Raw genomic sequence first — 22,254 nt, 5'->3', positions numbered from 1 at the left:
TTTTCCTTTCTATCTATGGGTCACAGCGTCGCTATTAGAAAACCGGTGCAAACATTACGCCGAAACGCGGGGAATCGTGTCGTCGGCACGCAGGGTGAAGATCTCGTAGCCGGTGTCGGTCACCAGCAGGGTGTGTTCCCACTGCGCCGAGAGCTTGCGGTCCTTGGTGATGGCGGTCCAGCCGTCGCCCAGCACCTTGGTGTCGGCCTTGCCCTGGTTGATCATCGGCTCGATGGTGAAGGTCATGCCTGCCTTGAGCTCCATGCCGGTGCCGGCGCGGCCGTAGTGCAGGATCTGTGGCTCTTCGTGGAACACCTTGCCGATGCCGTGGCCGCAGAACTCGCGCACCACCGAGAAGCCGTTCTTTTCAGCGTGCTTCTGGATGATTTCACCGATGTCGCCCAGGCGGCAGCCAGGCTTGACGATCTCGATGGCCTTGTACATGCATTCCTGGGTGACTTGCGACAGGCGCTCGGCCCAGACCGGCACGGTGCCGACGTGGAACATGCGGCTGGTGTCGCCGTGGTAGCCGTCCTTGATGACGGTGACGTCGATGTTCAGGGTGTCGCCGTCCTTCAGCGGCTTGTCGCCGGGAATCCCGTGGCACACCACGTGGTTGATCGAGGTGCAGATCGACTTGGGGAAACCCTTGTAGTTCAGCGGCGCAGGGATGGCCTTTTGCACGTCGACGATATAGTCGTGGCAAATGCGGTCCAGCGCTTCGGTGGTGACGCCGGGCTTGACGTGTTCGGCAATCATTTCCAGGACGTCGGCAGCCAGTTTGCCGGCAACACGCATGCCAGCGATATCTTCGGCGGTTTTGAGGGTTACGGTCATACAGGCTCTCTCTAGCGCGACGCGCTGAAATCAATACGGTTTACGGGTGTGCGACAAAAGGTTGCAGAATTCGCACAAGCCCAAAAAACGCGATTCTAGCAGACGCAAGGGTGAAACCATGAGCGTCTGGCGATCGCTTCTGTCTATAAGGATGGGGGCATTCTGGCTCTATTCAAAGGCTTAGGCAAAAGCGACTGACGGCAAATGTGATTGCGGGTTTCGTTTTTGCAAGCTCTGTGGTATAAAATGCGCCGCTTTCCGGGGATACCCCGCAAAGCTTAAATCCACACACGTGTCGACACGATGACCTGGGTGCCGGAGGCGAATGCCGCTGGTTGGTCATTGGGATACGTGGAGGCCAAACCCGACTTATTAAGGAACTATCATGTCCCAAGTCAACATGCGCGATATGCTGAAGGCCGGTGTGCACTTCGGTCACCAGACCCGTTACTGGAACCCGAAAATGGGTAAATACATTTTCGGCGCGCGTAACAAGATCCACATCATCAACCTTGAAAAAACCCTGCCAATGTTCAACGAAGCTCTGACTTTCGTAGAGCGCCTGGCCCAGGGCAAAAACAAGATTCTGTTCGTCGGCACCAAGCGTTCCGCTGGCAAGATCGTTGCTGAAGAAGCAGCACGTTGCGGTTCGCCGTACGTCGATCACCGCTGGTTGGGCGGCATGCTGACCAACTTCAAAACCATCCGTGCTTCCATCAAGCGTCTGCGTGACCTTGAAGTGCAAGCCGAAGACGGTACTTTCGCCAAGCTGACCAAGAAAGAGGCGCTGATGCGCACTCGCGACCTGGAAAAGCTCGATCGTTCCCTGGGTGGTATCAAGGACATGGGCGGTCTGCCTGACGCACTGTTCGTTATCGACGTTGATCACGAGCGCATCGCGATCACCGAAGCCAACAAGCTGGGCATCCCGGTTATCGGCGTAGTCGATACCAACAGCAGCCCGGAAGGCGTTGACTACATCATCCCAGGCAACGATGACGCAATCCGCGCTATCCAGCTGTACATGGGTTCGATGGCTGACGCTGTAATCCGTGGTCGCAACCACGTTGCTGGCGGTACCGAGCAGTTCGTTGAAGAAGCTCCGGTAGCTGCAGCTGAGTAACTGACGCCTTGGCGTTGACTCAGTAAGCAAAAAGGGGGCTTGGCCCCCTTTTTGCCACCTCGAAAACCATTTGTCGGCAGCGCAGCTACAACATTTGTAACGTGCAGCGGCCTACAAGGGTGGTTCGGGAAGAATTGATCGCCCGTTCAATCGGGTGGAATGGTTGAAAACCTATCCAAGAGGATTTTGAAAATGGCAGAGATTACTGCAGCGTTGGTTAAAGAACTGCGTGAGCGTACCGGCGAAGGCATGATGGATTGCAAAAAGGCCTTGACCAAGGCCGGCGGCGACATCGAAAAAGCCATTGATGACATGCGTGCTTCGGGCGCCATCAAGGCTGCCAAGAAAGCAGGCAATGTCGCTGCTGAAGGCGCCATCGCAATCAAGGAAGACGGCAAATCGGCCGTTATCCTGGAAGTTAACTCGCAGACCGACTTCCTGGCCCTGCAAGACGACTTCAAGAACTTCGTCGCTGCCAGCGTTGAAAAAGCATTCGCTGACAAGCTGACCGACGCCGCTCCGCTGATCGAAGCTCAAGAAGCTGATCGTCTGGTTCTGGTGGGTAAAGTAGGCGAGAACGTTAACATTCGTCGCCTGACCCGCGTTGAAGGTGACGTTGTGGGTGCTTACCTGCACGGCAACAAGATCGGTGTTGTGGTTGCCCTGAAAGGCGGCAACGTTGAACTGGCCAAAGACATCGCTATGCACGTAGCGGCCAGCAACCCTGAATTCCTGCTGCCATCGGAAGTTTCTGCTGAAGCCATCGAACGCGAGAAAGCCGTGTTCCTGCAGCTGAACGAAGAGAAAATCAAAGGCAAGCCTGAAAACATCGTTGAAAACATGGTCAAGGGCCGTATCAGCAAGTTCCTGGCTGAGGCTTCCCTGGTTGAGCAGGCGTTCGTCAAGAACCCTGAAATCAAGGTTGGCGAACTGGCCAAGAAAGCCGGTGCTGAAATCGTTTCCTTCACCTACTACAAAGTAGGCGACGGCATCGAGAAGCCGGTCGACAACTTCGCTGAAGAAGTTGCTGCCCAGCTGGCTGCCACCAAGAAGTAAGACAGTTTTTAACTGTCGCCCAAAAGAGGCTGCCCGCTTACGCGCGCAGCCTCTTTTCAAATGGGGTGATCGATTTTTATTGGTTTCCCTTTGGAACTGGCTTACAAAGCCGTGTTCCGATGGCGCTGTGACAGCGTCAAGCTAGAGTGAACGCAGGCCGTAAACGGCTTGCCAAGAATTTTCAAAAAATACGCCGCAGGAGAGATTCGCAATGGCTCAGCAGGGCAGTGGTCATCAGGCTCGCTATAAACGCATTCTACTCAAGCTTAGCGGCGAGGCCCTGATGGGCTCGGAAGAGTTTGGGATCGATCCCAAAGTACTCGATCGCATGGCGCTGGAAGTCGGCCAGTTGGTCGGTATCGGTGTCCAGGTCGGTCTGGTGATCGGCGGCGGCAACCTGTTCCGTGGCGCGGCACTCAGCGCTGCCGGCATGGATCGGGTGACAGGCGACCACATGGGCATGCTGGCCACTGTGATGAACGCCCTGGCCATGCGTGATGCGCTGGAGCGCGCCAATATCACCGCGATCGTGATGTCGGCTATTTCCATGGTTGGCGTAACGGATCACTATGATCGTCGCAAGGCCATGCGTCACCTGGATGCCAAGGAAGTCGTGATTTTTGCGGCCGGTACCGGCAACCCATTCTTTACCACCGATTCGGCAGCTTGCCTGCGTGGTATCGAGATCAACGCGGACGTGGTACTCAAGGCCACCAAGGTTGACGGTGTCTACACCGCAGACCCATTCAAAGACCCGCATGCCGAGAAGTTCGATCATCTGACTTATGATGAAGTACTGGATCGCAAGCTGGGCGTGATGGACCTGACGGCAATTTGCTTGTGCCGCGACCACAAGATGCCGCTGCGCGTATTTAACATGAACAAGCCCGGCGCCCTGCTGAACATCGTACACGGCGGCGCGGAAGGGACTCTGATCGAGGAAATCGAACAATGATCAACGAAATCAAAAAAGACGCTCAAGAGCGCATGCAAAAATCCCTGGAATCCCTGAACCATGCGTTTGGCCAGATTCGTACCGGCAAGGCCCACCCAAGCATCCTGGGCAGCGTGATGGTGCCTTACTACGGCGCTGATACCTCGATCACCCAAGTGGCCAACATCACTGTAAAAGATTCGCGCACCCTGCAAGTCGTTGCTTTCGAGCGCAACATGCTCGGCGCCGTCGACAAGGCCATCCAGAGCGCCGGTTTGAACCTCAATCCGACCAACCTGGGCGAATTGCTGCTGATCTCCATGCCTGCCCTGACCGAAGAAACCCGCAAGGGCTTCACCAAGCAGGCGCGCAGTGCAGCGGAAGACGCACGTGTTGCCGTGCGCAACATCCGTCGTGATGCCTTGGGTGACCTGAAGAAGCTGGTCAAGGACAAGGAAATCAGCGAAGACGAAGAGCGCCGTGCCGTTGCTGATATCGACAAGCTGACTAAAGATGCCGAGGCCCAGATCACCAAGGCCACGGAAGATAAAGAAAAGGACCTGATGGCCGTATAAGGGGTCAGGACGCCTTCATGGAAAAGACCAAGCAGACTGTGCCCTCCGTGGTGCCGCGCCATGTCGCGATCATCATGGACGGGAATAATCGCTGGGCGAAGAAGCGCTTTATGCCGGGCGTTGCCGGGCATAAGGCGGGTGTCGACGCTGTACGAGCCGTGATCGAGGTGTGCGCCGAGGCCAAGGTCGAAGTATTGACCCTGTTCGCGTTCTCCAGTGAAAACTGGCAGCGCCCGGCCGAGGAGGTCAGTGCCTTGATGGACCTGTTCTTCAAGGCCCTGCGCCGCGAGGCCAAGCGCCTGAACGAGAACAACATCAGCCTGCGTATCATCGGTGACCGTTCGCGGTTTCATCCGGAGCTGCAGGCGGCCATGCGCGAAGCCGAGGCGATCACTGCCGGCAGCAACCGTTTTGTGCTGCAGATCGCAGCCAACTACGGCGGCCAGTGGGATATTGCCCAGGCCGCGCAGCGTCTGGCGCGGGAAGTGCAGGCCGGCCATCTGCGTCCGGAAGACATTACCCCCGAACTCTTGCAAACCTGCCTGGTGACCGGCGACCTGCCGTTGCCGGACCTGTGCATTCGTACCGGTGGCGACCATCGCATCAGCAACTTCCTGTTGTGGCAGTTGGCCTATACCGAACTGTACTTCTCCGACCTGTTCTGGCCGGACTTCAAACACGATGCCATGCGCAATGCGCTGGCCGATTTCGCTTCCCGTCAGCGTCGCTTCGGTAAAACGAGCGAGCAGATCGAAGCTGGAGCCCGGGTTTAATGCTTAAACAACGAATCATCACGGCGCTGATCCTGCTGCCTATTGCCCTGTGCGGGTTTTTCCTGCTTGAAGGTGCGAACTTCGCGCGGTTCATCGGCCTGGTTGTGACCCTGGGTGCCTGGGAATGGGCGCGCCTGGCGGGTTTCGCCGCGCAGTTGCCTCGTGTGGTGTATGCCGCTGTCGTGGCGTTGTTGATGTTCCTGATGTACATCCTGCCGGACGTGGCGCCCTGGGTGCTGGGGGCGGCGGTGTTGTGGTGGGCGTTGGCGACCTATCTGGTGCTGACCTATCCGGGCACCAGCAGTCATTGGTCCAGTGTCGCCTGCAAGCTGGTGATTGGCCTTTTGATTCTGTTGCCTGCCTGGCAAGGCCTGGTCTACATCAAGCACATGCAACTGGGTAACTGGCTGATCATGGCGGTGATGGTCCTGGTGTGGGGTGCCGATATCGGCGCCTATTTCTCCGGGCGTGCCTTCGGCAAGCGCAAGCTGGCGCCGGCGGTCAGTCCGGGCAAAAGCTGGGAAGGCGTATATGGCGGCCTGGCGTTGACCCTGGTGATTACCGTGGTGGTCGGTGTGGTGCGTGGCTGGACCGTCAAGGAAATGCTCCTGGGCCTGGTGGGCGCAGCCGTGGTGGTGTTCATCTCGGTGGTCGGTGACCTGACCGAAAGCATGTTCAAGCGCCAGGCCGGGATCAAGGACAGCAGTAACCTGCTGCCGGGTCACGGTGGCGTGCTGGACCGTATCGACAGCCTGACTGCCGCGATCCCGATCTTTGCCGTACTGCTGTGGATGGCTGCCTCGTGAGCCGCCTGCAACAGGTAACCGTGCTGGGCGCTACCGGCTCGGTGGGGCTAAGCACCCTGGATGTGATTGCCCGTCATCCCGAGCGTTATCAAGTATTCGCCTTGACCGGTTTCAGTCGCCTGAGTGAACTGCTGGCACTGTGTGTGCGGCACGCGCCGCAATACGCAGTAGTGCCCGAAGCGGCAGTTGCACGTGGTTTGCAGGATGACTTGCGCGCTGCGGGCATGGCGACTCAGGTATTGGTGGGGGAGGAGGGGTTGTGCCAGGTTTCGGCAGACCCTGAGGTCGACACCGTGGTTGCGGCGATTGTCGGCGCTGCCGGCTTGCGCCCGACCCTGGCGGCCGTTGATGCGGGCAAGAAGATTCTGCTGGCCAACAAAGAAGCCCTGGTGATGTCCGGGGCACTCTTCATGCAGGCGGTGCGCAAGAGCGGCGCCGTGCTGTTGCCGCTCGACAGCGAGCACAACGCGATTTTCCAATGCATGCCTGGTGATTTCGCCCGCGGGTTGAGCCAGGTCGGCGTGCGCCGGATTCTGCTGACAGCCTCCGGTGGTCCGTTCCGGCAGACGCCGCTGGCCGATCTGGAGCATGTTTCTCCCGATCAGGCGTGCGCTCACCCGAACTGGTCCATGGGGCGCAAGATCTCGGTGGATTCAGCGAGCATGATGAACAAGGGCCTGGAGCTGATTGAGGCCTGCTGGTTGTTCGATGCCCGGCCGGACCAGGTCGAGGTGGTGATCCACCCGCAAAGTGTGATTCATTCCCTGGTGGACTATGTGGATGGCTCGGTATTGGCCCAACTGGGCAATCCGGACATGCGTACGCCGATCGCCAATGCCCTGGCATGGCCTGAGCGGATTGACTCGGGTGTTGCGCCGCTGGATCTGTTTGCCATTGCCCGTCTGGACTTCGAAGCGCCCGACGAGCAACGCTTCCCTTGCCTGCGTCTTGCGCGGCAAGCTGCGGAGGCGGGTAACAGTGCCCCGGCGATGCTGAATGCGGCCAATGAAGTGGCTGTGGCGGCGTTTCTGGACCGGCGCATCCGCTTTCCGCAGATCGCGGGTATCATCGAGGACGTTTTGAGCCTTGAGCCCGTCGTCCCGGTGAATGATCTGGGCGCGGTGTTCGAAGCGGATGCAAAGGCCCGGGCCTTGACCGAGCAGTGGTTGAGCCGCAATACGCGTTAGCCTCTGGGTGTGTTCAAGCCTTCAGGCACTGGATTGAAATGCGGAGAAATTAGATGAGTGCGCTCTACATGATTGTCGGCACCCTGGTTGCTCTGGGTGTGCTGGTTACCTTCCACGAGTTCGGCCATTTCTGGGTCGCGCGTCGTTGCGGCGTCAAGGTACTGCGCTTTTCCGTAGGCTTCGGCATGCCGTTGCTGCGCTGGCACGACCGTCGTGGCACCGAGTTCGTAATTGCGGCCATTCCATTGGGCGGCTACGTCAAGATGCTCGACGAGCGCGAAGGCGAAGTGCCGGCTGATCAGTTGGATCAATCCTTCAACCGCAAGACCGTTCGTCAGCGCATCGCCATCGTCGCGGCAGGCCCGATCGCGAATTTCCTGTTGGCGATGGTGTTCTTCTGGGCCCTGGCCATGTTGGGTAGCCAGCAGGTGCGTCCGGTGATCGGTGCCGTCGAGGCCGACAGCATGGCGGCGAAGGCCGGCCTGACTGCCGGGCAAGAAATTGTTGCAGTTGATGGCGAACCAACCACCGGCTGGGGTGCCGTCAATTTGCAGTTGGTGCGTCGCCTGGGTGAAAGCGGCATCGTGAAACTGGTGGTGCGCGATCAGGATTCCACCACCGAAACCTCGCGCGAGCTGGCCCTGGACCACTGGCTGAAAGGCTCCGATGAGCCTGACCCGATCAAATCCCTGGGCATTCGCCCATGGCGTCCGGCCTTGCCGCCGGTGCTGGCGGAGCTGGATCCGAAGGGGCCGGCCCAGGCCGCGGGTCTGAAAACCGGTGATCGCCTGCTGGCCCTCGATGGCCAGGCGCTGGGTGACTGGCAGCAGGTGGTCGACCTGGTGCGTGTACGCCCTGATACCAAAATTGTGCTGAAAGTTGAGCGCGATGGTGCTCAAATCGACGTCCCTGTGACCCTGGCGGTTCGTGGGGAAGCCAAGGCAGCCGGGGGTTACCTGGGGGCCGGCGTCAAAGGTGTCGATTGGCCACCTTCGATGGTTCGAGAGGTCAGCTTCGGGCCGTTGGCGGCGATTGGCGAGGGTGCGAGACGCACCTGGACCATGAGTGTGCTGACCCTCGATTCCCTCAAGAAAATGTTGTTCGGCGAGCTCTCGGTAAAAAACTTGAGTGGACCGATAACCATTGCTAAAGTGGCGGGCGCTTCTGCGCAGTCGGGCGTTGTAGATTTCCTGAATTTCCTGGCTTATCTGAGTATTAGCCTTGGGGTTCTGAATTTGTTGCCCATTCCAGTATTGGATGGGGGGCATCTGTTGTTTTATCTGGTCGAGTGGGCGCGTGGTCGCCCCTTGTCGGATCGGGTGCAGGGTTGGGGGATACAGATCGGTATCAGTTTGGTGGTCGGGGTGATGTTATTAGCCCTGGTCAACGATCTGGGACGACTGTAACGCTTCGCTGAATTGCGAATCTGCCGCATTTTGCGGCAGTTTGTTTATTGCCAGTTGGAATAAGAAAGGACTTCATGAAACGTCTGCTGCTAACTGCGGTTCTCACCGTATTGATGATCGCCGAAGTTCACGCCGAGTCCTTCACCATCTCCGATATTCGCGTCAACGGCCTCCAGCGGGTTTCCGCGGGTAGCGTCTTTGGTGCCTTGCCGTTGAACGTCGGGGAACAGGCTGATGACCGTCGCCTGGTGGAATCCACTCGTGCGCTGTTCAAAACCGGGTTCTTTCAAGATATCCAACTGGGTCGCGAAGGTAACGTCCTCGTCATCACTGTCGTCGAGCGACCTTCTGTCGCCAGTATCGAGATCGAAGGCAACAAGGCGATCTCCACTGAGGACTTGATGAAAGGCCTCAAGCAATCCGGCCTTGCCGAAGGCGAGATCTTCCAGCGTGCCACCCTCGAAGGCGTGCGTAACGAACTGCAACGCCAGTACGTTGCCCAGGGTCGTTACTCGGCTACCGTCGAGACCGAAGTGGTGCCGCAACCGCGTAACCGCGTCGGCCTGAAGGTCAACATCAACGAAGGCACCGTGGCGGCCATCCAGCACATCAACGTGGTGGGTAACACCAAGTTTGCTGATGACGACCTGATCGACCTGTTCGAACTCAAGACCACCAACTGGCTGTCGTTCTTCAAGAACGATGACAAGTATGCCCGTGAAAAACTCTCCGGTGACCTGGAGCGCCTGCGTTCCTACTACCTGGACCGCGGCTATATCAACATGGATATCGCTTCGACCCAGGTGTCCATCACCCCGGACAAGAAGCACGTCTATATCACTGTCAACGTCAACGAAGGCGAGAAGTACAAGGTTCGTGACGTCAAGCTCAGCGGCGACTTGAAAGTGCCTGAAGACCAGGTCAAGTCCCTGTTGCTGGTGCAGAAGGACCAGGTGTTCTCGCGCAAGCTGATGACCACCACCTCCGAGCTGATCACCCGTCGCCTGGGTAACGAAGGCTATACCTTCGCCAACGTCAACGGCGTACCGACCCCGCACGACGAAGACCACACCGTGGACATCACCTTCGTTGTAGACCCGGGCAAGCGTGCCTACGTGAACCGCATCAACTTCCGTGGCAACACCAAGTCTGCCGACGAAGTGCTGCGCCGCGAAATGCGTCAGATGGAAGGTGGCTGGGCGTCGACTTACCTGATCGACCAGTCCAAGGTTCGCCTTGAGCGCCTGGGCTTCTTTAAGGAAGTCAACGTTGAAACCCCGGCTGTACCGGGTGTGGATGACCAGGTTGACGTGAACTACGCCGTAGAAGAGCAAGCCTCCGGTTCGATTACCGCCAGTGTCGGTTTCGCCCAGAGTGCCGGCCTGATCCTCGGTGGTTCGATCACCCAGAACAACTTCCTCGGTACCGGTAACAAGGTTTCCATCGGCCTGACCCGAAGCGAATACCAGAGCCGCTATAACTTCGGTTATGTCGACCCCTACTGGACTGCTGACGGCGTGAGCCTGGGCTACAACGCCTTCTATCGCACAACCGACTACAAAGACCTCGACGTTGACGTTGCAAGCTATGCAATCGACAGCTTCGGTGTTGGTGCCAACATTGGTTACCCGATCAGTGAGACCTCGCGTTTGACCTTCGGCCTGACCGCGCAGCAGGACAAGATCAAGACCGGTGTGTACACCGTGGATGAGATCTTCAACTTCGTGCGTAAAGAAGGCGACCAGTTCCTGAACTTCAAGGCTTCGGCCGGTTGGTCGGAATCGACCCTGAACAAAGGTGTACTGGCGACCCGCGGCCATTCCCAGAGCCTGACTCTGGAAGCCACCACGCCGGGCAGCGACCTGTCGTTCTTCAAACTCGACTACCGTGGCCAGTTGTTCCAGCCTTTGAGCGAAAACTACACCATGCGCCTGCACACCGAGCTGGGTTATGGCGACGGTTACGGTTCGACCAGCGGCTTGCCGTTCTATGAGAACTACTATGCGGGTGGTTTCAACTCGGTACGTGGTTTCAAAGACAGCACCTTGGGTCCTCGTGGTACCCCAAGCCGTGGCGTGGGTGTGACCGGTAACCAGGGGACTGTGGCTGACTCGGACAACGACCCGCTGCCATTCGGTGGTAACGTGCTGATCCAGGGTGGTGCTGAGATTCTGTTCCCGCTGCCATTCGTTAAAGATCAACGTTCCCTGCGTACTTCGGTCTTCTGGGATGTGGGTAACGTGTTCGACTCCAAGTGCGAACAGGTCACCAACCCGAATGGCTCGAAGTCCAACACGCAGTGCAACGACGTGAGCTTCAGCAACCTGGCAAGCTCTGTCGGTGTCGGTGTGACCTGGGTTACCGCGCTTGGCCCATTGAGCTTTGCTCTGGCCATGCCGGTCAAGAAACCGGATAACGCTGAAACCCAGATTTTCCAATTCTCCCTCGGCCAGACGTTCTAAGCGTCTGACCCAAGATAACGACAACGGATTCTGTAGGAGTGCATCGTGCGTAAGTTGACTCAATTGGTTCTCCTGGCGACTGTCCTGGTAGCGACCCCGGCCTTTGCCGAAATGAAAATTGCCGTTCTGAACTATCAGATGGCGCTGCTGGAATCCGATGCGGCCAAGAAGTATGCCGTAGATGCCGAGAAGAAATTCGGTCCTCAACTGACCAAGCTCAAGACGCTGGAAAGCAGCGCCAAGGGCATCCAGGATCGTCTGGTAGCCGGTGGCGACAAGATGCAGCAAGGCGAGCGCGAGCGTCTGGAGCTTGAATTCAAGCAAAAGGCCCGTGACTACCAGTTCCAGTCCAAGGAGCTGAACGAAGCCAAGGCTGTTGCCGACCGCGAAATGCTCAAGCAGCTGAAGCCGAAACTCGACAGCGCTGTGGAAGAAGTCATCAAGAAAGGTGCCTTTGACCTGGTATTCGAACGCGGTGCAGTCATCGACGTTAAACCTCAGTACGACATCACCCGTCAGGTGATCGAGCGCATGAATCAGCTGAAGTAAGCCATGACTGCGACTATCAAGCTCGGCCAATTGGCCGAGTTCCTGGGAGCCACCTTGCGTGGCTCCGCGGAGAAGGAAATCACTGGGCTAGCCACCTTGCAGGAGGCTGGCCCAGCTCAGTTGAGCTTCCTGGCAAACCCCCAATACCGTAAATACCTGGGCGAAAGCCGCGCCGCAGCCGTGCTGCTGAAGGCCGCTGACGCCGAAGGTTTTGCCGGGGACGCGCTGGTTGTTGCCGATCCGTACCTGGCGTATGCCCGGGTGTCGCACCTGTTCGATCCGAAACCCAAGGCCCCCGCCGGTATCCATCCGACGGCGGTGATCGCCGATGACGCTCAGGTTGACCCTGCCGCGAGCATCGGTGCTTTTGTGGTGATTGAAAGCGGTGCACGCATCGGGGCGGGTGTAACGCTGGGTGCCCAGTGTTTTATCGGCGCGCGCAGCGAGATTGGTGCCGGTGGCTGGCTGGCTCCGCGTGTGACCCTGTACCACGACGTGCGTATCGGTGAGCGTGTGGTGATTCAGTCCGGTGCCGTGATTGGCGGCGAGGGCTTCGGCTTCGCCAACTCGAAGGGGGTCTGGCACAAGATTGCCCAAGTGGGCGGCGTGTTGATTGGCGATGACGTTGAAATTGGCGTCAACACTGCCGTTGACCGCGGGGCCCTGGCCGATACCGTCATTGGTAACGGCGTGAAACTGGATAACCAGATTCAGATCGCCCACAACGTGCAGATTGGCGATCACACCGCCATGGCCGCCTGCGTGGGGATCTCCGGCAGCACCAGGATCGGCAAGCATTGCATGCTCGCCGGGGGTGTTGGCCTGGTGGGCCATATCGAAGTGTGCGACAACGTATTCATCACCGGCATGACCATGGTGACCCATTCGATTACCGAGCCTGGGTCCTATTCATCCGGTACGGCCATGCAGCCTGCGGCCGAATGGCGCAAGAGCGCGGCGCGTCTGAGGCAGCTCGACGATATCGCTCGGCGCCTGAAACATCTGGAAAAGCGTGTTGGGGACGTGACCCCTGACGGTAATGCTTCATCAGATGGCTGATACCATTTCCATATCAAGTGTGCACAGCCGCTAGACTGCCTCCTTGATTTGCTAGAGGGGCGTGCCTTAGTCCGCACGCTCCCAATCTTTATTACAGGCTTCCCCCCGAAATGATGGACATCAACGAGATTCGCGAATACCTGCCTCACCGTTACCCGTTCCTGCTGGTGGACCGGGTCACGGACCTCAATGTTGAGGAAAAGCGCATTCGTGCCTACAAGAATGTCAGCATCAACGAACCGTTCTTCAACGGTCACTTCCCTGCGCATCCCATCATGCCAGGCGTATTGATCATCGAAGCGATGGCCCAGGCTGCCGGTATCCTTGGTTTCAAAATGCTCGACCTGAAGCCTGCCGATGGCACGCTCTACTATTTCGTGGGCTCTGACAAACTGCGCTTCCGCAACCCGGTAACTCCGGGTGACCAGTTGATCCTTGAAGCCAAGTTCATCAGCTGCAAGCGCCAGATCTGGAAGTTCGAATGCCAGGCCTCGGTCGACGGCAAGCCGGTGTGCTCGGCTGAAATCATCTGTGCGGAACGCAAACTATGAGTTTGATTGACCCTCGCGCAATCATCGATCCGACGGCCGTACTGGCCGCCGACGTTGAGGTCGGCCCTTGGTCGATCGTCGGCGCAGGTGTGGAAATCGGCGAGGGGACAGTCATCGGGCCGCATGTGATCCTCAAAGGCCCGACGAGGATTGGCAAACACAATCGTATCTATCAGTTCTCATCGATAGGCGAAGACACCCCGGACATGAAGTACAAGGGTGAAGAAACACGTCTGGTAATCGGTGATCACAACATCATCCGTGAAGGCGTGACCATTCACCGCGGTACTGTCCAGGACCGTGCCGAGACCACCCTGGGTGACCACAACCTGGTGATGGCTTATGCGCATATCGGTCATGACAGCGTAATCGGCAACCATTGCATCCTGGTCAACAACACTGCGTTGGCCGGCCATGTGCACGTTGACGATTGGGCGATCCTGTCCGGCTTTACCCTGGTGCATCAGTACTGCCATATCGGCGCCCACAGCTTTTCCGGCATGGGTACCGCCATCGGCAAGGACGTTCCGGCGTTCGTCACCGTGTTCGGCAACCCGGCCGAGGCCCGCAGCATGAACTTCGAAGGCATGCGCCGTCGGGGCTTCAGCGAAGACGCGATCCACGCCCTGCGCCGCGCCTACAAGGTGGTTTACCGCCAGGGGCTGACGGTCGACCAGGCCTTGATCGAACTGACGGAGCCAGCCGCATTGTTTCCGGAAGTCGCGATATTCCGTGACTCTATCCAGTCGTCGACTCGCGGCATCACCCGCTGATCATGGCCAGGCTGCGTATAGCGTTGGTGGCCGGAGAAGCTTCCGGCGATATTCTCGGTGCAGGCTTGATGCGGGCCCTCAAGCTCCAGCATCCGGCGGTTGAATTCATCGGTGTCGGCGGTCCGCTGATGCAGGCTGAAGGCCTCACGTCCTACTTTCCCATGGAGCGCTTGTCGGTCATGGGGCTGGTGGAAGTGTTGGGTCGGTTACGTGAGCTGCTGGCTCGCCGCAAAAAGCTGATCCAGACCCTGATCGAAGAAAAGCCCGACGTCTTTATCGGAATCGACGCTCCGGACTTCACCCTCAATATCGAACTCAAGTTGCGTCAGGCCGGGATCAAGACCGTGCATTACGTCAGCCCGTCCGTGTGGGCGTGGCGGCAAAAGCGCGTGCTCAAGATTCGCGAAGGCTGCGACTTGATGCTGACCCTGCTGCCCTTCGAGGCCAGGTTCTACGAAGAGAAGGGCGTGCCGGTGCGGTTTGTCGGGCACACCCTGGCCGATACCATTCCTCTGCAGGCCGACCGTGCTGCCGCGCGTGCCGAACTGGGTTTGCCCGAAGGTCCGCTGGTGGCCTTGATGCCGGGGAGCCGTGGCGGCGAAGTCGGTCGTCTCGGCGCGCTGTTTTTTGATGCAGCCGAACGCCTGCAGGCGCTGAAGCCGGGTGTGCGCTTCGTATTGCCATGCGCCAGTCCTCAGCGCCGTGCACAAATTGAAGAATTGCTTGTAGGGCGCAACTTGCCGTTGACCCTGCTCGACGGGGGCTCGCACCTGGCACTGGCGGCGTGCGATGCGGTGCTGATCGCCTCCGGCACCGCGACCCTTGAGGCCTTGCTCTACAAGCGCCCAATGGTCGTTGCCTATCGCCTGGCGCCGCTGACCTACTGGATTCTCAAGCGTATGGTCAAAAGCCCCTACATCTCCCTGCCGAATTTGCTGGCCCAGCGTCTGTTGGTGCCCGAGTTGTTGCAGGACGATGCGACGCCTGAAGCCCTGGCGCAAACCCTTTTCCCGTTGATCGACGGTGGCGAAGAGCAGACCCGTGGTTTCGACGAAATTCACCGCACCTTGCGCCGTGATGCGTCGAACCAGGCGGCGGATGCCGTGCTGACGTTGATCGGTCATAAGCAGGAAGCCCTATGAAGACGCAAATGGGCCTGGATTTCAGCCTGGTCGCCGATGCCCTTGACCTGGTTGCCGGTGTTGACGAAGTCGGACGCGGCCCGCTGTGCGGCGCAGTCGTCACCGCCGCGGTGATTCTCGATCCAAACCGTCCGATCCTTGGCCTCAACGATTCGAAGAAACTCACCGAAGCCCGTCGCGAAAAACTCTACGACGAGATCTGCGAGAAAGCCCTGAGTTGGCACATCGCCCGCGCTGAAGTCGAAGAGATCGACAAACTGAACATCCTGCACGCCACCATGCTGGCCATGCAGCGCGCCATTGAAGGCCTGCATATCACGCCAAAAATGGCGATGATCGACGGCAACCGCTGCCCGAAGCTGACGATGCCCGCAGAAGCGGTGGTCAAGGGTGATAGCAAAGTGCCGGCGATTGCCGCTGCATCGATCCTGGCCAAGGTCAGCCGTGACCGTGAAATGGCGGCTTTCGAATTGATCTATCCCGGCTACGGCATCGGCGGGCACAAAGGCTATCCAACGCCCGTTCATCTGGAAGCTTTGGCTCGCCTGGGCCCGACCCCGATCCACCGCCGCTCGTTTGCCCCGGTTCGCCAGGCTTTCGAGGCTCGGGAAAGCCTGATCGAGGTTTAGCAGCAAGGCTGATGTTTTTGCCAAGGCCCGGTACAATCCGGGCCTTGTTGTCTCCACGTTTTGTACAGGATCACTATGCCGGCTTCATTCGTTCACCTGCGCCTGCACACTGAATACTCCCTGGTCGACGGCCTGGTACGGATCAAACCCCTGGTCAAAACGCTGGTGGGCATGAACATGCCTGCCGTGGCGGTGACCGACCAGAACAACATGTGTTCCCTGGTCAAGTTCTACAAGGCCGCCATGGGCGCCGGCATCAAGCCGATCTGCGGTGCCGACCTGTGGCTGTCGAACAAGGACCCGGATAACCCACTGAGCCGCATCAGCCTGTTGGCGATGAACGGCGTGGGTTATCGCAACCTCACCGAACTGATTTCCCGTGGCTTTATCGATGGCCAGCGCAATGGCTCGATCATCATCGAGCGCGAGTGGGTGGCCGAAGCCAGCGAAGGGCTGATCATGCTCTCGGCGGCCAAAGAGGGTGAAATCGGTATCGCGCTGTTGGGCGGCAATCCTCATGAGGCTGAAGTGCTCGCCCGTGAGTGGATGGAGGTGTTCCCCAACCGTTTCTACCTGGAAATCCAGCGCACCAACCGCCCCAACGATGAAGAGCAGTTGCACGCCGCTGTGGCCCTGGCTGAAAAGCTTGGCGCGCCGCTGGTGGCGACCAACGATGTGCGCTTTATCAAGAAGGAAGACTTCGAGGCCCACGAAACCCGCGTATGCATCGGCGAAGGCCGGGCGCTGGACGATCCGCGCCGCTCGAAAAACTACAGCGAAGAGCAGTACCTCAAAAGCGCCGATGAAATGGCCGAGCTGTTCAGTGACCTGCCCGAGGCCCTGGAAAACTCCGTCGAAATCGCCAAGCGCTGCAATATTGAAGTGAAGCTGGGCAAGCACTTCCTGCCCAACTTCCCGATTCCCGATGGCATGACCATCGACGAGTATTTCCGCAAGGTCTCGTTCGACGGTTTGGAGGAACGCCTGAGCGTCCTGTTGCCCAAGGACACCACGCAAGATTACGAGGCCAAGCGCCAGGTCTACGTCGACCGGCTGAATTTCGAGCTGGATATCATTATCCAGATGGGGTTCCCCGGTTACTTCCTGATCGTAATGGACTTTATCCAGTGGGCCAAAAGCAACGGCGTGCCGGTGGGCCCAGGCCGTGGATCGGGTGCCGGGTCGCTGGTGGCCTATGTACAGAAGATCACCGACCTCGACCCGCTGGAATATGACCTGCTGTTCGAACGTTTCCTTAACCCGGAACGGGTATCGATGCCCGACTTCGACGTCGACTTCTGCATGGATGGTCGCGACCGGGTTATCGAATACGTGGCCGAGAAATACGGCCGTAACGCTGTAAGCCAGATCATCACCTTCGGTTCCATGGCGGCGAAAGCGGTAATCCGCGACGTGGCCCGGGTGCAGGGCAAGTCCTATGGCCTGGCAGACCGTCTGTCGAAGATGATCCCGTTCGAAGTCGGCATGACCCTGGAAAAAGCCTACGAGCAGGAAGAAATCCTGCGGGACTTCATCAAGGTCGATGAAGAAGCGGCTGAAATCTGGGACATGGCGCGCAAGCTCGAAGGCGTGGTGCGTAACGTCGGTAAACACGCCGGTGGTGTAGTAATCGCGCCCACCAAGCTGACCGACTTTTCGCCGATCTATTGCGACGAAGAAGGCGACGGCCTGGTAACCCAGTTCGACAAGGACGACGTGGAGGCGGCCGGCCTGGTGAAGTTCGACTTCCTCGGCCTGCGTACCCTGACGATCATCGACTGGGCGCTGAAGACCATCAACCGCGACCGCGCCAAGGTCAATGAGCCACCGCTGGATATCGCGTTTATCCCGCTGGATGACAAGCCGACCTACAGCCTGCTGCAAAAAGCCGAAACCACGGCCGTGTTCCAGCTTGAATCCCGCGGCATGAAAGAGCTGATCAAAAAGCTCAAGCCCGACTGCCTGGAAGACTTGATCGCACTGGTGGCCCTGTTCCGTCCGGGCCCGCTGCAATCGGGCATGGTGGATGACTTCATCAACCGTAAGCACGGGCGTGCCGAGCTGGCTTACCCGCACTCCGACTACCAGTACGAAGGTCTCAAGCCGGTACTGGCACCGACCTACGGCATCATCCTGTATCAAGAACAGGTGATGCAGATTGCCCAGGTCATGGCCGGCTATACCCTCGGCGGCGCGGACATGCTGCGTCGAGCCATGGGTAAGAAAAAGCCCGAGGAAATGGCCAAGCAGCGCGGTGGCTTCATTGAAGGTTGCGCCACCAACAACATCGATGCCGACCTGGCCGGTAACATCTTCGACCTGGTGGAAAAGTTCGCCGGTTACGGCTTCAACAAATCCCACTCTGCCGCCTATGGCCTGGTGTCTTACCAGACTGCGTGGCTGAAGGCTCACTACCCGGCGCCGTTCATGGCGGCGGTACTGTCTGCGGATATGCACAACACCGACAAGGTCGTGACCTTGATCGAGGAAGTGCGCACCATGAAGCTGCGCCTCGACGCGCCGGACGTGAACACTTCCGAGTTCAAGTTCACGGTGAACGACGAAGGCCGCATCATCTATGGCCTCGGCGCGATCAAGGGCGTGGGCGAAGGCCCGGTGGAGGCGATTACCGAAGCGCGTCAGGACGGGCCGTTCAAGGACCTGTTCGATTTCTGCGCCCGGGTCGACCTCAAGCGCATCAACAAACGTACTCTGGATGGCTTGATCCGCAGCGGCGCCCTGGATCGCCTGGGCCCGTACTTCCATGACGAGCCGAAGGCGTACCAGGCCAATATCGACCGCAACCGCGCGGTATTGCTGACCGCCATGGAAGAAGCGATCAAGGCCGCCGAGCAGACCGCACGCACCCACGACAGCGGCCACGCCGACCTGTTTGGCGGGCTGTTCGTCGAAGAAGATGCCGACGTCTACGCCAACCATCGCAAGGCCAAGGAGCTGACCCTCAAGGAACGCCTCAAGGGTGAGAAAGACACCCTGGGCCTGTACCTCACGGGTCACCCGATTGACGAATATGAAGGTGAAATCCGGCGTTTCGCCCGCCAGCGCATCATCGACCTGAAGCCGGCGCGGGATACCCAGACCGTCGCAGGCATGATCATCGCGCTGCGGGTGATGAAGAATAAAAAGGGCGACAAGATGGGTTTCATCACCCTCGACGACCGCTCGGGCCGGATCGAAGCCTCGCTGTTTGCCGATGCCTTCCATTCCGCCCAGTCGCTGTTGCAGACCGACGCGATGGTGGTGGTGGAAGGGGAGGTCAGCAACGACGACTTCTCCGGCGGCCTGCGCCTGCGGATCAAGCGCGTGATGAGCATGGAAGATGCTCGCACCAACCTGGCCGAAAGCCTGCGCCTGAAGGTCAAGACCGATGCGCTCAAAGGTGATCAGCTACGCTGGTTGGGTGACTTGCTTAAACGCCACCGTGGCGCCTGCCCGGTGACCATGGAGTACACCGGCAACGACGCCAAGGCGATGTTGCAGTTTGGCGAGACGTGGCGAATTGACCCCGCCGATGGCTTGATTCAAGCATTGCGTGACCAGTTCGGGCGTGACAACGTCTTCCTCCAATACCGTTGACGGTCAGGCAGTACGAAGATCGCCTGATCTCGACCGAACATTTAATCTCGACCTAACCGCGCCTCTCCCTTAAGGTAGGGCGCGAATAGACAACCGGCTGGCCAGGCACTCCTTGGCCGTCGACCCAAGACGGACGCTTATGAACCCGAATTTTCTTGATTTCGAACAGCCGATCGCTGACCTGCAAGCCAAGATCGAAGAGCTGCGCCTGGTCGGCAATGACAATTCGCTGAATATCGGCGATGAAATCGCTCGCCTGCAAGACAAGAGCAGCACGCTTACCGAAGACATCTTCGGCAAGCTGACCAGCTGGCAGATCGCGCGCCTGGCCCGCCACCCGCGCCGTCCGTACACCCTGGACTACATCGACCATATCTTTACCGAGTTCGATGAGCTGCACGGCGACCGTCACTTCTCCGACGACGCCGCCATCGTGGGCGGTATCGCTCGCCTGGACGACCAGCCAGTGATGGTCATCGGTCACCAGAAAGGCCGTGAAGTGCGCGAGAAAGTCCGCCGCAACTTCGGCATGCCGCGCCCTGAAGGCTACCGCAAGGCTTGCCGCCTGATGGAAATGGCCGAGCGCTTCAAGATGCCGATCCTGACCTTCATCGACACCCCGGGCGCCTACCCGGGTATCGACGCTGAAGAGCGCAACCAGAGCGAAGCGATCGCCTGGAACCTGCGGGTGATGGCGCGCCTGAAGACGCCAATCATCGCTACCGTGATCGGCGAAGGCGGTTCCGGCGGCGCATTGGCGATTGGCGTCTGCGACCAGCTGAACATGCTGCAATATTCCACCTACGCGGTGATCTCGCCGGAAGGTTGCGCCTCGATCCTGTGGAAAACCGCCGAGAAGGCACCGGATGCCGCGGAAGCCATGGGCATCACTGCCGATCGCCTGAAAGGCCTGGGTATCGTGGATAAAGTGATCGCCGAGCCATTGGGCGGCGCCCACCGTGACCCGGCTGCCGCTGCCGCGACCATTCGTGCCGAACTCAGCTCGCAGCTGGCGATGCTCAAGAAGTTCGACAACGAGGCATTGCTGGCCCGTCGTTACGAGCGCCTGATGAGCTACGGTCTCTAAGCCGACGCGTTACTAAATGTGGGAGCGGGCTTGTGTGGGAGCGGGCTTGCTCGCGAAGGCGGTGATTCAGTCAATATAGTTGGCGACTGACACACTGCATTCGCGAGCAAGCCCGCTCCCACATTTGCCTTGTGTATGCTGGTTATCGCATTCCAGATTGATGGCGTACTTTGCTATGAAGCCCACGTTAACCGCCAAGCTCCTGCAAGCCGTCGCGCCCTGGCGCAACGCCCCGGCCTGGCATATCGCCTTCTCCGGCGGCCTCGACTCCACCGTCCTGCTGCACCTCCTGGCCACGCTGGCCAAAATCGACAAGCTCCCGCCACTCAGCGCTATCCATGTTCATCATGGGCTGCAAGCTGCGGCGGATGCGTGGCCGGCCCATTGCCAGTCCGTGTGCGACGCCTTGTGCGTGCCTCTGCGGGTGATCCGCGTGCAAGTGCAACAAGGTGCAAGCCTGGAGCGCGCGGCCCGTGACGCGCGGTATCAGGCGTTTGCCGAGGTCACCGGGGCAGGGGAGTTGCTGGTCACGGGCCAGCACCGTGACGATCAGGCAGAAACCTTACTGTTTCGGCTGTTGCGTGGGGCTGGCGTGCGTGGCCTGGCGGCAATGCCCGCGCAACGCCCTTTGGCAGATGGCTATCTGGTGCGACCCTTGCTGGATGTGTCTCGCGCCGAGCTTGAAGCCTACGCCCGTGAACATCAATTGACCTGGATCGAAGACCCGTCGAACGCTGATCCGCGTTTCTCCCGCAATTACCTGCGCCACCATGTTTTCCCACACCTGACTGAACGTTGGCCCCAAGCCGTCAGCACCATGGCCCGCAGCGCCGAACATCTGAGCGAAGCCCACGGCTTGCTCGACGAACTGGCGCAGATGGACCTGCTGGCCGCCAGCCAGCACCCGGTGTTTCCCTGGCTGGCATTGCCTTCGCTGACCCTTGAACCGCTTGCCGCGCTCTCCGAGGCCCGCCAGCGCAACGCACTTAGGCACTGGCTGACACCGCTGACACGCTTGCCCGATAGCGACCACTGGACCGGCTGGGCGACCTTGCGCGACGCCAAACACGATGCACAGCCACTGTGGCGCCTGGCCGACGGCCAATTGCACCGTTGTGGTGGACTTATCTGGTGGTTACCTGCCAGTTGGTCGGAATTTTCTGACGCATCGGTGAGCTGGCCGCACCCGCAAAACCCACTACAGTTACCCGGTAACGGCCAAGTGCGCTTCAGCGGCAGTGCACCCGAAGGCCCCCTGAGCATCCGTTATCGCCAGGGCGGTGAAATCATGGAATTGCCAGGCCGGGGCCGGCGCGACCTGAAGCGCTTGCTTAACGAAAGTGCGGTGCCAGGCTTCATCCGTGGCAGATTGCCGCTGCTGTATCAGGGCCAGCAATTGCTGGCTGTGGCCAACCTGCCGGGGCTTGCGGCGGGTGGCGGTACCGGCTGGCAATTACATTGGATGCCACCAACCTGCGATCAAGGTTTGAGCTGATAGAGCCTTTCCGGTAGACTACGCTCCCTTCTTGATACAACTTCTGTGGATTCGCCTGAATCGCAGCAGTTGCCGATTACCAAGCAGTCTTTGCTGGGCGATTCCAAAAAATGTGTAGCGATCAACGTACCGGTGTTTCATTGCTGGTCTGTCACAACGCGGCGGTTTTTTTGAAAGGTGCACTGTGATTAATGCAGGTGATCGGGGGCTTCG

At 59.0% G+C, this 22,254-nt stretch carries 19 protein-coding genes; 18 read left to right on the top strand and 1 reads right to left on the bottom strand.

Going from position 1 to position 22,254, the window contains the following annotated elements; genetic code table 11:
- Window positions 1–54: 54 nt before the first annotated feature.
- Complete coding sequence (map, locus tag HX807_RS10870; RefSeq protein WP_003219332.1) at window positions 55–837, bottom strand: type I methionyl aminopeptidase; 783 nt, start codon at window positions 835–837, stop codon at window positions 55–57.
- A gap of 385 nt (window positions 838–1,222) precedes the next feature.
- Between map and rpsB the strand changes: the two genes are divergently transcribed.
- From rpsB to tilS, 18 genes are all read left to right on the top strand, one after another.
- Window positions 1,223–1,960 carry a 30S ribosomal protein S2 gene (rpsB, locus tag HX807_RS10865; RefSeq protein WP_003219330.1) on the top strand — a complete coding sequence of 246 codons (738 nt, stop codon included), beginning with the start codon at window positions 1,223–1,225 and terminating at the stop codon, window positions 1,958–1,960.
- A gap of 192 nt (window positions 1,961–2,152) precedes the next feature.
- The gene (tsf, locus tag HX807_RS10860) at window positions 2,153–3,016 is read left to right on the top strand and encodes a translation elongation factor Ts (RefSeq protein WP_008432237.1); all 864 of its coding nucleotides are present in this window, start codon (window positions 2,153–2,155) and stop codon (window positions 3,014–3,016) included.
- A gap of 211 nt (window positions 3,017–3,227) precedes the next feature.
- The gene (pyrH, locus tag HX807_RS10855) at window positions 3,228–3,971 is read left to right on the top strand and encodes a UMP kinase (protein WP_003219327.1); all 744 of its coding nucleotides are present in this window, start codon (window positions 3,228–3,230) and stop codon (window positions 3,969–3,971) included.
- Entirely contained in the window at window positions 3,968–4,525 is a 558-nt protein-coding gene (gene frr / locus HX807_RS10850) for a ribosome recycling factor (RefSeq protein WP_003219325.1), read from the top strand. Before pyrH ends, frr begins: the two co-directional genes overlap by 4 nt.
- 17 nt (window positions 4,526–4,542) lie before the next feature.
- Window positions 4,543–5,298 (top strand): polyprenyl diphosphate synthase, encoded by a 756-nt coding sequence (uppS, locus tag HX807_RS10845; protein WP_003219323.1) that lies wholly within the window; start codon window positions 4,543–4,545, stop codon window positions 5,296–5,298.
- Window positions 5,298–6,104 (top strand): phosphatidate cytidylyltransferase, encoded by an 807-nt coding sequence (locus HX807_RS10840; RefSeq protein WP_177049944.1) that lies wholly within the window; start codon window positions 5,298–5,300, stop codon window positions 6,102–6,104. The genes uppS and HX807_RS10840 overlap by 1 nt, the downstream gene beginning before the upstream one ends.
- Window positions 6,101–7,291: a 1-deoxy-D-xylulose-5-phosphate reductoisomerase gene (ispC, locus tag HX807_RS10835; RefSeq protein WP_177049941.1), complete on the top strand. Its 1,191-nt coding sequence runs from the start codon at window positions 6,101–6,103 to the stop codon at window positions 7,289–7,291. Before HX807_RS10840 ends, ispC begins: the two co-directional genes overlap by 4 nt.
- Window positions 7,292–7,344: 53 nt before the next feature.
- Window positions 7,345–8,697, top strand: a complete 1,353-nt coding sequence (rseP, locus tag HX807_RS10830; protein WP_177049939.1) for a sigma E protease regulator RseP — start codon at window positions 7,345–7,347, stop codon at window positions 8,695–8,697.
- A 74-nt stretch (window positions 8,698–8,771) separates the two neighbouring features.
- The gene (gene bamA, locus HX807_RS10825) at window positions 8,772–11,159 is read left to right on the top strand and encodes an outer membrane protein assembly factor BamA (RefSeq protein WP_008432225.1); all 2,388 of its coding nucleotides are present in this window, start codon (window positions 8,772–8,774) and stop codon (window positions 11,157–11,159) included.
- A 45-nt stretch (window positions 11,160–11,204) separates the two neighbouring features.
- On the top strand, window positions 11,205–11,708 hold the full coding sequence (locus HX807_RS10820) for an OmpH family outer membrane protein (RefSeq protein ID WP_003219314.1): 504 nt from the start codon (window positions 11,205–11,207) through the stop codon (window positions 11,706–11,708).
- Between the two features lie 3 nt (window positions 11,709–11,711).
- Window positions 11,712–12,767: a UDP-3-O-(3-hydroxymyristoyl)glucosamine N-acyltransferase gene (gene lpxD / locus HX807_RS10815; protein ID WP_008432224.1), complete on the top strand. Its 1,056-nt coding sequence runs from the start codon at window positions 11,712–11,714 to the stop codon at window positions 12,765–12,767.
- Window positions 12,768–12,877: 110 nt separating this feature from the next.
- Window positions 12,878–13,318 carry a 3-hydroxyacyl-ACP dehydratase FabZ gene (gene fabZ / locus HX807_RS10810; RefSeq protein WP_003219309.1) on the top strand — a complete coding sequence of 147 codons (441 nt, stop codon included), beginning with the start codon at window positions 12,878–12,880 and terminating at the stop codon, window positions 13,316–13,318.
- Window positions 13,315–14,091, top strand: coding sequence for an acyl-ACP--UDP-N-acetylglucosamine O-acyltransferase (lpxA, locus tag HX807_RS10805; protein ID WP_003219308.1), 777 nt, complete (start codon window positions 13,315–13,317; stop codon window positions 14,089–14,091). The genes fabZ and lpxA overlap by 4 nt, the downstream gene beginning before the upstream one ends.
- A gap of 2 nt (window positions 14,092–14,093) precedes the next feature.
- Window positions 14,094–15,233 carry a lipid-A-disaccharide synthase gene (lpxB, locus tag HX807_RS10800; protein ID WP_087694922.1) on the top strand — a complete coding sequence of 380 codons (1,140 nt, stop codon included), beginning with the start codon at window positions 14,094–14,096 and terminating at the stop codon, window positions 15,231–15,233.
- On the top strand, window positions 15,230–15,862 hold the full coding sequence (gene rnhB / locus HX807_RS10795) for a ribonuclease HII (RefSeq protein WP_003219305.1): 633 nt from the start codon (window positions 15,230–15,232) through the stop codon (window positions 15,860–15,862). Before lpxB ends, rnhB begins: the two co-directional genes overlap by 4 nt.
- 75 nt (window positions 15,863–15,937) lie before the next feature.
- Window positions 15,938–19,459 carry a DNA polymerase III subunit alpha gene (dnaE, locus tag HX807_RS10790; protein ID WP_177049937.1) on the top strand — a complete coding sequence of 1,174 codons (3,522 nt, stop codon included), beginning with the start codon at window positions 15,938–15,940 and terminating at the stop codon, window positions 19,457–19,459.
- Between the two features lie 139 nt (window positions 19,460–19,598).
- Complete coding sequence (locus tag HX807_RS10785; RefSeq protein WP_003219302.1) at window positions 19,599–20,546, top strand: acetyl-CoA carboxylase carboxyltransferase subunit alpha; 948 nt, start codon at window positions 19,599–19,601, stop codon at window positions 20,544–20,546.
- Window positions 20,547–20,721: 175 nt separating this feature from the next.
- Window positions 20,722–22,041 (top strand): tRNA lysidine(34) synthetase TilS, encoded by a 1,320-nt coding sequence (gene tilS, locus HX807_RS10780; protein ID WP_134325831.1) that lies wholly within the window; start codon window positions 20,722–20,724, stop codon window positions 22,039–22,041.
- The last annotated feature ends 213 nt before the right edge of the window (window positions 22,042–22,254 follow it).

It is taken from the genome of Pseudomonas sp. D8002 (assembly GCF_013385695.1).
Classification (GTDB): domain Bacteria; phylum Pseudomonadota; class Gammaproteobacteria; order Pseudomonadales; family Pseudomonadaceae; genus Aquipseudomonas.
This window is presented reverse-complemented; position numbering and strand designations above follow the sequence as displayed.